This is a genomic window from Microcoleus sp. AT9b-C3 (assembly GCF_036705485.1).
Taxonomy (GTDB): Bacteria; Cyanobacteriota; Cyanobacteriia; order Cyanobacteriales; family Microcoleaceae; genus Microcoleus.
On sequence record NZ_JAUBUR010000044.1, the window covers coordinates 37,834 to 49,693 of the forward strand.

Here is an 11,860-nt window from a genome sequence, read left to right on the forward strand (position 1 = left end):
TAGCAGTTGATTCAGCATAAATCCCCCTGCCAATCTGTCTCTGGGAAGATGGCACGCGACCCACAAATGTGGTTTTGTATAGAAAAAATAAATACTTAGTTTTAACTAAGTTTTAACAAGGTTGTTTCATCGACATAAGCTATAGTGCGATCGCGCCATCGCTACAGGTCAACAAAAATGAGCCAGTTTGAGGTCTTGCCCTTACCCATTAAATCTTACAGTATTGCTACATTTAGTGCCGGCACGGCTTTACTGCTGACAACTCTGTTACTGTTTTCCTTCCAGGCAACTCCCGCAATCTTACTTTTGGTCGCGGCGGTTATCGCTTGGTATGCTGGCTTAAAGTCCGCAGAAAAAGAACTAAAAATAGAACGTAATATTTTTTCCAAAGTAATTGACACGACGGCTTGCTTGATTGTAGTTCTCGACAGCCAAGGACGGATTGTCCGGTTTAACCAAGCTTGCGAAAAAACTACAGGCTACTCGGAAGCAGAAGTAATCAATAAATATGTTTGGGATTTGTTCTTAATTTCCGAAGAAATAGAGCCTGTTAAAACAGTTTTTACCAACCTCAAAGTCGAAAATTATAACAGCGAATATCAAAACAATTGGCGCTCTAAAAGCGGCGAGAAGCGCTTAATTTCTTGGTCTAATACTGTGACCATAGATGGCGAGGGTTTGGTGGAATACGTGATAGGGACTGGCATTGATATTACTGAGCGCAAAGCCGCAGAAATAGCCCTGGCTTTATCCTACACTAAGCTAGAAAACCGCGTCAAACAACGCACAGCAGAACTAACAGTAGCTAAAGAAGCGCTGCAAGCTCAAGAAGAACGATTTCGCTGTTTAAGTTCCTGTTCGCCTGTCGGCATTTTTATGGCAGATTGTGAGGGGCGCTACACCTATGCCAACCCTCGCTGTCAGGCTATTTGCGGCTTGAGTTTGACAGAACTTTTAGGAGACGGTTGGGAGAAGTGCATTCACCCGGAAGACAGATCTCGCGTATTGGCCCGATGGCTGGATTATACTCGGCAAGGTGGGGAATATGCGATCGAGTATCGCCTGCAAACACCACAGGGGATTGTGCGCTGGATTAACGTTTGTTCCTCGCCGATGTTCTCCGACTCCGGCGAACTCATCGGATACGTGGGCACGGTGAGAGATGTCACGGAAAGACAACAAGCGCAAGCAGCTTTGGCAAGTAGCGAACAGCAACTGAGAACGCTGCTAGAAAATACGCCAGATGTAATTATCCGCACTGACAAAGATCTGCGTTATATTTATGTCAATAAAGCAGTTGCAAGAACCCAAGGAAAACCACTTTCATTCTTTTTGGGTAAAACCAGTCAAGAAATAGGAGTGCCGCCGGAACTGTGCCAGAAGTGGGATGAAACCCTGCACAAAGTGTTAGAAACAGGTCGAGAAGAAATTGTCGAATTTCAGGCTTTTTCAATCAACGGCATCCGAAGTTATCAATCCCGCGTAGTTCCAGAATTGGACAAAAATGGCGTACCAGAATCCGCCTTAATTGTCGCCCGCGATATCACAGAAATAAAACTTGCAGAAGCTCAAAGATTGCAGTTAACAATCGAGCAAACAGCAAGGGAAAAAGCGGAAATAGAACAGCAGCGCTCGGCATTTTTAGCAGAAGTCAGCAAAATGCTGGCCGATGCGTTTGACGGGGAAACGGTGCTGCAAAAGGTAGCAGAATTAGCAATAAATTCGATCGCCGACGGGTGCTGCATTCATTTGACCGAAACCGACTCAAAAGTGCGCCGAGTCGCTGCGGCTCACGCAGAAGCCTCTATAGTTGATACTCTGAATAACTTGAGAATCAGAAGTTTGAGCGCCGACAATGCTGTTAACGGCTATCCGCTGGTAATCCGCAGCGGGAAATCCGAACTAATTACCGAAGTGGATGAGGAGATTCTAGCAGCAGGAGCGGAAAATGCCGCAGAAATGGAAATATTGCGATCGCTCAATATCGGATCTCACGCTTGCGTACCCCTGAAAGCCCGCGGGCGGGTAATGGGTTCCATCACTTGCTTTACGTCAAAGTTTGGCCGCCGCTACAGTGCAGAAGACTTGGCAATGCTAGAAGATTTAGCATATCGCGTGGCGATCGCCCTAGACAACGCCCGACTTTACACAGAAGCACAGGAAGCACTATGTCAAACATCGCAATCCTTCGCCTTAATTGACTCGCTATTAGAAGCATCTCCCCTAGCGATTTGCTTTCTGGATAGCGAAATGCGCTTCATTCGTATCAATCAAGTTTTAGCAGAACTCAACGGTTTGCCTATAGAACAGCATCTCGGCCAAGACTTCCGGCAATTGTTGCCAGAACATGCAGCCAAATTTGCGCCGATAATTCAGCAAGTTTTAGCAACGGGTCAGCCTGTTTTAAACTTAGAAATGAGCGGCGAACCTGATGGGAAACCGGGATATTTGGGCTACTGGCTCGCCAACTACTACCCAGTAAAAAATGAAAGGGCAGAAATAATCGGAGTCGGCCTAATTATCACAGATATTACCGCAGAAAAACAAACCGAATTAGCTTTGCGGGAAAGCGAAATGCGCTGCCGCAGCGTGGTAGAATCTAACATGATCGGCATCGGTTTCTGGGATGTCAGCGGGGAAGTTACGGACGCTAACGACGCCTTACTGGAAATGATCGGATATACAAGGGAAGACTTAGTTTCGGGACAGATTCGCTGGCTCGAACTTACCGCGCCGGAATATCTAGAACTCGATCGCGTCGCCATCGCGCAAGTCGAAGCAGAAGGAAGTTGCACACCTTTTGAAAAAGAATATCTCCGCAAAGACGGCACGCGGTTCCCAGTTTTAGTCGGTGGCGGAAACTTCCCAGGATGCAAAGACAAAGGAGCATTCTTCGTACTCGATATCACCGATCGCAAACAAGCCCAAAATCAACTTCGAGAAAACGAAATACGCATTCGCCGCCAACTAGCAGAACTCGACTTAGTTTACAAGACAACACCGGTTGGGCTGTGCTTTATCGATACCAATTTGCGCTACATCCGCCTGAACGAATGCCTCGCTGCGATCAACGGCCGATCGATCGCGGATCACATCGGGCGCACCGTTAGAGAAGTAATTCCCGAAATGGCCGATATGGTAGAGCGGATTTACCGTCAAGTGCTGGCGACGCAAACCCCCGTGCTCGACTTGGAAGTTAAGGCCGAAACCAAGCAACAGCCGGGAGTTTTGCGGGATTGGCAAATCAGCTTTTACCCAGTGAGCGATGAATCAGGAACACTGCTGGGAGTCAGCACCGTGATTGCCGAAATTACCGATCGCAAACAAGCAAAACGGGTAATGCAGCAAAGCGAAGCCATATTCCGGCGGCTGTTCGAGTCAAATATTTTTGGAGTCGCGATCGGCGATTTTAGCGGCCGCATCGCCTACGCCAACCAATCCCTGCTCAACATGGTCGGCTACACCCGCTCAGAGTTGCTATCGGGTCAAATGCGGTGGGACATTATGACCCCCCCCGAATACCTGCACCTAGACGCCCAGGCGGTCGGGGAACTGCGGGCTAAGGGAGTCGCAACTCCTTTCAAGAAAGAGTACATCCGCAAAGATGGCAGCCGCGTGCCGATTCTGATGGGCGGAACCACTCTGTCCCCGGACGATCGCGAACCAGAGACGATCGTCGCATTCTACATCGACTTGACCGAAATCTCGCGGGTGGAGGCCGAACTCAAACACAATCAAGAACGGCTGCAAATCGCTCAGCAAGCAGGCAAAATCGGAACTTTTGAATGGAACGTCCAAACTGGCGATATCGCGTGTACGCCGGAGTTAGAGGCTTTGTACGGGCTGCCGATCGGCGGTATCGACAGCTATCAAAGTTGGGTGGAAATGGTGCATCCAGACGATCGCGCTTTGACTCAACAGCAGGTAAAAGCTGCGGCGGTGTCCGGGGAGGAATTAAACATAGAGTTCCGCATCTGCCGCCCGGACAAAAGCGTGGGCTGGATTGCTTGCAGGGCTAAGGTGTTTCAGGACGAGATCGGTTTGCCTTTGCGGATGATCGGGGTGAACGTCGATATCACCGCTCGCAAACAAGCAGAAGCAGCGCGATCGCACATCCATCAAACTTTAGAAGCCTTGATTCAGGCTTGTCCCCTAGCAATTACCCTTTTGGACTGCGACGACGGCACTGTGAAAATGTGGAACCCAGCCGCCGAGAGGATTTTTGGCTGGCATGAATCAGAAGCCGTAGGTCAATTTGTGCCCTGCCTTCCCGCAGACAAGCGGGAGGAATTCACGGCTAATTTGAAAAAAATTCGCGAAGGAAATGCGATCGCCGGCATGGAAACCCACCGCCAAAGGAAAGACGGCAGCTCGATCGACATCAGTTTGTGGGCAACTCCAGTCCGCGACAGCAACGGCAATATCAACTGTATGTCGATCATCGCCGACATTAGCGATCGCAAGCAAGTCGAGGCCCAACGCGCTCAGTTGCTCGATCGCGAACAGGCCGCCCGGGCGGAAGCAGAAGCGATCAGCCGCCGGAAAGACGAGTTTCTAGACTCTCTTTCCCACGAATTGCGAACGCCTATAAATGTGATTCAGGGGTGGGCACAGATCCTGCGCGCCCACCCCTACAACCAAGATAAATTAGCTTCGGGTTTGGAAGCCATCGAGCGTCAGTCGAAGGTGCAGATCCAGCTAGTGGAAGATTTGCTCGACGTTTCCCGGATTATTCAAGGCAAGCTGGCCCTGAAACCCGGCTGGTTCTACATGGTAAGGACGATCGAGGCGGCTCATAATTCAGTTCGTTTGGCAGCCGAGGCCAAGTCTGTCACCGTTTCGTTAGAACTTGACCCCGCAGTCGGCTTGATGTGGGGCGACGCCCAGAGGTTGCAGCAGGTAGTGTGGAATTTGCTGATTAACGCCGTGAAGTTTACGCCTTCGGGGGGAAATGTCCAACTGCGCTTGTCTGCGGTGGCTGTTAGCGATTCCTCATCACCCAATTACGTGCAAATTACTGTCAGCGATACCGGAAAGGGCATTCCTGCTGATTTTCTGCCCTACGTGTTCGATCGCTTCCGACAAGCAGACGCCTCGAAAACTAAGGCTGAGGGCGGTTTGGGACTGGGATTGGCGATCGTCGAGCACTTGGTGCAACTCCACGGGGGCACTGTGACTGCGCAAAGTCCCGGTAAAGACCAGGGTGCGACATTTACGGTGACACTGCCATTCAAACAGCCTCGGAGTAAGCAGTCCCAGTTGAGAGGAGAAAGGAAATCCAATCCAACGCCTCCGGGTATTTTGACTGGTTTAAAGGTGTTGGTAGTTGACGACGAGCCCGACAACCGCGAGTTTTTGATTGTTGCCCTGGAACAGTGCGGGGCGACTGCGACTGCGGTTGCTTCGGCTGCGGAGGCGATCGACATTTTACAGCAGTCGCCGCCGGATATTTTAGTTAGTGATATCGGTATGCCCGTTGAGGACGGCTACTCGCTGATCGGCAAAGTGCGATCGTCCGAATCAGACAAAATCAAGCGCTTGCCGGCCGTGGCGCTGACAGCTTATGCTAGCGAAGAAGACCGCGATCAGGCGATCGCCACTGGTTACAACGAACACTTAACAAAGCCGATCGAACCCGCTCTCTTTGCCACCGTTTTAGCCAAGTTAAAAAATTTGCATTAGGGCGATCGGGTTCGATGAACCCACAAATAATATCATTTCCGTTTGATTCGGATTTGTATGATGTTAAATCTTTTAGGGGCGGCTTCACCAATAATAATTTCCCCTAATCTACAATCTCATAAACCCGCCCCCGCTGGCTTTTCATTAACAAGATGATTGCCTATAAACACAAAGCACTTAAAAAATTAATAACTGTTTTTGCAAGTAAAAATGAATCAAATTTCCAACAGCTAGAAACAGAACTAACAGAAGCAAATTTTCCCATCCGCGTCCAATCTTCGCTGGTAGTTGGCTGTATTGAACCAGGCGGCAATTTTCCCAGTTTTTAGGGCGCGCCAATTGCCGGGAAAGGCACGCTACAGCAGTTAAAATACGATTATCAGCGCAATTGGTTTACGCCCATGCCCATTTATCACTTCAACCGCCTAACCGCCAAATTTTTCAGCAAGCTGCCGCTGCGAACGGTTCTGATTGTTCCGTTAGTTTTGCAAACGGTAAGTATAGTTGGGCTAGTGGGCTATCTTTCTTTCAAAAGTAGTCAGGAATCAGTCGAAGATGTAGCGCATCAGTTAATCGAACAAGTAGGAGAACGGATTAGCGATCGCCTCACGGATAATAATGGGCCCTCGGCAATCAATAGCTTTTTGGCTAGGCTGCAATTCTCGGCTTCAGGACAAACTTTTATTATGGATCGATCGGGCAATCTGATTGCCACATCCACACTAGAAACCCCCTTGGTGACGCCCGCAAAAAAGCAACCGGCGCCATTACTAGCCACCAACAGCAAGGATTCCCGAACGCGAGATATTGCTAGACAACTCGCCAACCGCTTTGGCAACTTCCGTACGTTGCAAACAACCGAGAAATTTACCCTGGCGAACAAGGGCGATAGGCAGTTTGTCCGCGTCACTCCCTACCGAGATGTCCGTGGTTTGGATTGGTTGATTGTGGTGGTGGTGCCAGAGTCTGATTTCGTGGGGCCGATTCAAGCAAATACGCGCAATACATTGTGGTTATTGGCCGGTACACTGCCGCTGGCGATCGCGATCGGATTGTTGACTTCCCGTTGGGTAACAAAGCCAATTATGCGTTTGAATACCGCTACCAAAAATGTGGCAAAAGGAAAATGGGATCAACCTTTAGAAATTAGACGCTGGGATGAAGTCGGAGATCTCGCCAATTCCTTCAATTTTATGGCAGCGCAACTGCAACAGGCTTTTGCAGACCAAAAATCTTTAAATGAAGCTTTAGCGCAAAGAGAGAGCCAACTCCAGCAATTTCTCGAAGCCATACCGGCGGGAGTATCTATCCACGATGCCTCCGGTAAAGTCGTTTACTTCAACCAAACTGCCAAGCATTGGCTCGGCGTAGAAACTATCCCCGATTCGACTCTAGAAGAAGCAGTAGAAGTTTATCAAATGTACCGCCAAAACCAGCCGTATCCAACTCAAGAACTGCCTGCATTCCGAGCACTGCGCGGCGAAACAGTATTCCTTGAAGATATAGAACTTTATCGAGATGGGAAATTTATTCCTTTTGAGGTGCGCGCCACACCCCTTTTCGACGAAGGCGGAAACATTATTTATGCTATCAATGCTTTTTATAACATCGCACCGCGCAAACATTCTGAAAAAATCTTAAGCGACTACAATCGCACTTTAGAAACCGAAGTTGCCGAACGTAGCTACGCCTTAGCTGGTGCTAAGGAACTCTTACAATCTGAAATTTCCGATCGCAAATTGCTCGAACAAAAACTTTACACTTCTACTGAGCAATTTGTGAAAATATTTGAGTCTATTACAGATATTGTATTGCTTTTTGATGTGCAAGAAGAAACTATCCAAATTATACCTACAAAAGGGATTTTTCAATACAACTATCACACGAATCAGATCGACTCCATCATCGAACAATTTTTTGATGAGGAAAACGCGGAGATTTATTTCGCTCAAGTTATACAGGCATTGGAAGCTCAACAAACTATTAGTTTTGATTACTGTCTGCAGATTAATAACCAAGAAGTTTGGTTTGCTGCTAAAATTTCGCCGCTGTCGGATAGCTCTGCAGTTTGGGTAGCGCGCGACATTAGCGATCGCCAGTTGGCGGAAGCCCGACTGCTGGAAGCCCAAAAAATTGCCCGTATTGGCAGTTGGGAACACGATATCGCCACAAAAAGAACTACTTGGAGTGAGGAACTATATCGCATTTATGAGCTCGATCCGACTCAAAAACCGCTGCCAACCGAACAATTAATCGAACGTTTTCATCCAGAAGATCGATCTCGCTATCTGGCAATGGTGCGCCAGCAAGCTATGTCGGGGCAAAGCTTTGAAATTGATCTGCGGCTGATCCGAAGAGATGGCTCGCTCAGTTACATTGAAGTTCGAGGGAAACCGGTTTATGATGAAAAAGGGCAGTTGATCCGTTTGTTCGGCACTGTTTTGGATATTAGCGATCGCAAACAAGCCGAGTCAGCTTTGCGAGAAAGCGCCCAGGGAGAACAAGCCATCGCCCGATCGATCGATCGCATCCGTCAATCCTTAGATATTGACACCATCTTCAAAACCACAACCTCTGAACTGCGACAAACCCTAAAATGCGATCGTGTCGGTATCTATCGCTTTAATCCTGATTGGAGTGGGGAATTTGTTGCCGAGTCAATGGCTGCCGGCTGGATATCTCTGATGCAACAACCCGACGATTTTAATGTGCCAAACACTCTCGTCGAAGACTCTCGCTGTACCGTGAAAACTATGCAAGCCGGCGGTACACCAGTGCTGGATACCTATCTACAAAAACATCAAGGCGGTATGTACGCTATAGGCGTTCCTTACCGCATAATTGAAGACATATACAGCGCTGGGTTGAGTCCTTGTTACCTAGAACTTTTAAAACAATTTCAAGCTCAAGCCTACGTTATTTTCCCCATATTTTGTGGCAGTCAACTTTGGGGTTTGCTCGCCAGCTATCAAAATTCTGGCCCCCGCACTTGGCGCGAAGCAGAAATCAATATTGGGCTGCAAATTAGCACTCAATTGGGAGTCGCCTTACAACAAGCTCAATTGCTCGAAGCCACTCAACAGCAAGCAGTACAGCTTCAACAAGCCGCCTGGGCCGCAGAAGCTGCCAACCTTGCCAAAAGCACTTTCCTAGCAAATATGAGCCACGAACTCCGCACCCCGCTCAACGCAATTCTGGGATTCTCCCAATTGATGCAGCGCTCTACCAACCTCACTCGCGAACAACAGGAAAATATCCGCATTATCAACCGCAGCGGAGAACACTTGCTCGCTCTAATTAATCAAATATTAGATTTAGCCAAAATAGAGGCGGGACGCATTACAATCAACCCAACAGACTTTCAATTAAGCAGCCTGTTGAACGATTTGGAAGAGATGTTTCAACTGCAGGCAAGGGAGCAACAATTGCAGTTAATATTTGAGTGCTCGAGCGAAGTTCCCGAATATGTGCAAACAGATCAACTTAAGTTGCGCCAAGTTTTAATCAATCTCCTCTCGAACGCCATTAAGTTTACGAAAGAAGGAGAAATTAGGGTAAGAGTAAGTGCGGTTAAGGAGGGTGAAGATCGGGAATTACTAATCAGTAATTACCAATTACATTTTGAAATAGAAGACACTGGCTCCGGCATAGCTGCTGATGAGTTAGATAAACTTTTTCAAGCCTTTGTGCAAACCAAAACAGGAACAAAATCTCAGCAAGGAACAGGCTTGGGACTGGCTATCAGCCAACAGTTTATCAAGCTGATGGGCGGCGTGATTACTGTACGCAGTGAAGTAGGACGCGGCACCACCTTCGCGTTTGATCTCGCCGTCAGCGCCGTTGATGCCCCGGCGACTCAACCCGTACAGCCACTGCGTCGGGTGATAGCGCTGGAACGCAACCAGCCACGCTATCGTATTTTGATTGTGGACGATCGATCGGACAACCGCCAACTGCTGATCGAACTCCTCGCTGCCTTTAACTTTGAACTCCAAGAAGCCACCAACGGCATGGAAGCTATTGAAATGTGGTCGAGTTTTGAGCCACACTTAATTTTTATGGATATGTGGATGCCCGTGATGGATGGACATGAAGCGACCAAACGCATTAAAGCCACCGTTAAAGGTCAAGCTACGGCAATTATTGCCGTGAGTGCCAGTAACGCCGAGGAAGCGCCAACCGTTACTGTATCAGATGATTGCGATGACTTTATCCACAAACCCTTTCGAGATACAGAAATTTTTGCGACCCTGCACAAACATCTGGGAGTGCGTTACATTTACGGTGAACCGGAGAGTGTTCCCGATTCAACTCAAATTGAGGCTCCGACTCCAGAGAGTCTGGCAGCTTTACCCACAGACTGGCTGGCAGCTTTAGAGAAAGCCACAATTGAGTGCGATTTAGAGTTAATTCTGAGCCACATTGAGCAAATTCGCGATCGCAATGACGCTTTAGCTAGCGCTCTAGCCACATTGGCTAACGAGTTTCAGTTCAATCAAATACTAGCTCTCATCCATCCCGAACCAAAATAATAAGGATATGAGATAGGTTTGTAGTGAGTACGATCGTCCTCCTAAAACGCGATCGGGCGATCGTACTCACTACAAACCTATAAAGGTTATTTTACAGCACTAGATATGAATTACGAATCAACTCCCGTCATAAAAGGGAATATTTTAATTGTTGATGATATTCCGGCTAATTTGCAACTTTTAGCTCAAATACTCTCGCAGCAAGGGTACAAAACACGCACCGCACCCGACGGCAAACTAGCGCTGCGGTCGATCGAGTTAACTCCTCCTGACTTGATTTTGCTCGACATCATGATGCCCGGTATGGACGGCTACAAAGTCTGCCAAGCATTGAAAGCTTCTCCCACAACCAAGGACATTCCAGTTATTTTTATCAGTGCTTTAAATGAAGTGTTTGATAAAGTCAAAGCCTTTGAAGTTGGTGGTATAGATTATATCACAAAACCGTTTCACGAACTAGAAGTTTTGGCCCGCGTTTCAAATCAACTCGTGCAGCGCCAGTTGTTCCAGCAAACACAATCCTATGCCAAGGAACTCGAACAAACCGTCACTGAACTAAAGAAAACTCAAGCTCAGTTAGTACAGAAGGAAAAAATGGCTTCTTTAGGTCAGCTAGCGGCAGGAATTGCTCACGAAATCAACAATCCCGTCAGCTTTATCTACGGCAATATTGCTCTAGCGGCCGACTATGCGCGAGATTTGCTTCGCCTCGTTGAATTGTACCGACATTACTACCCCCACCCAGTTGCAGAAATTATCGGCGAATTGGATGAGATTCAACCCGAATTCATCGCAGAGGATTATCCAAAACTGCTGAATTCGATGACAGAGGGTGCTTCTCGGATTAGTGAAATTGTGATGTCTTTGCGGAAATTCTCCCACCTTGGCGAACAAAAGTACAAGCGAGTCGATATTAATGAAGGCATTGACAATACTTTAGTTATTTTGCAACACCGACTGAAGGGCTCACACAAAGCTGGTGAGATTGAGGTCATTAAACACTACAGCCAACTGCCCAGAGTCCCCTGTTACGCCAGTGAGTTAAATCAAGTATTCATGAACCTGCTAACTAATGCTATTGATGCCCTGGAAAATCAATCGTCTCCCCGCAAAATTACCATCAGCACTTCAGTAGGTTTTGAGTCAGAAGCTGCGCTGCACAATCACGATTCAATATTAGCCACTCAAAACACTCAATCCGTTGTGATTAACATTGCCGATAACGGTTGTGGGATGAGTGAGGAAGTGCGCCACCAGATATTTGACCCATTTTTTACTACGAAGCCTGTAGGCCGCGGTACTGGATTAGGGTTGGCAATCAGTCACGATATTGTAGTGGAAAAACATCGAGGTCAAATCAGTTGTATTTCTGCTCCGGGCCGAGGAACCGAGTTAATTTTGCAGATTCCGATATCTCTTAAAGCAGTTGACAGTTGACAGTTGACAGTTGACAGTACGGGAATCAAACCATTTATGCTTGACGGGTATCGGCTCTATTCATGAGGTTATTTATGTCCGCGCCGGCTGTGGCGGTTGCTATAAATCTTAAAATGTTATAAGTTTGTAGTGAGGACTTTAGTCCAATGGCACTGAAAAAGGCTTAATCACGTTCGCAGTTTAGCTTTCAAGACAGAGCGAGGTTCCTG

The 11,860-nt window shown here is 47.7% G+C and carries 4 protein-coding genes; all 4 read left to right on the top strand.

Annotation, left to right across the window (positions count from 1 at the left end; genetic code table 11):
- Positions 1-177 precede the first annotated feature (177 nt).
- The 4 genes from QUB77_RS27345 (at position 178) to QUB77_RS27360 (ending at position 11,651) form a co-directional block, all read left to right on the top strand.
- Complete coding sequence (locus QUB77_RS27345; RefSeq protein WP_333179526.1) at positions 178-5,682, top strand: PAS domain S-box protein; 5,505 nt, start codon at positions 178-180, stop codon at positions 5,680-5,682.
- Positions 5,683-5,834: 152 nt separating this feature from the next.
- Complete coding sequence (locus QUB77_RS27350) at positions 5,835-6,011, top strand: hypothetical protein (RefSeq protein ID WP_333179529.1); 177 nt, start codon at positions 5,835-5,837, stop codon at positions 6,009-6,011.
- A gap of 72 nt (positions 6,012-6,083) precedes the next feature.
- Positions 6,084-10,214: an ATP-binding protein gene (locus QUB77_RS27355; RefSeq protein WP_333179531.1), complete on the top strand. Its 4,131-nt coding sequence runs from the start codon at positions 6,084-6,086 to the stop codon at positions 10,212-10,214.
- Positions 10,215-10,319: 105 nt separating this feature from the next.
- Positions 10,320-11,651 carry a response regulator gene (locus tag QUB77_RS27360; RefSeq protein WP_333179533.1) on the top strand — a complete coding sequence of 444 codons (1,332 nt, stop codon included), beginning with the start codon at positions 10,320-10,322 and terminating at the stop codon, positions 11,649-11,651.
- Positions 11,652-11,860 lie beyond the last annotated feature (209 nt).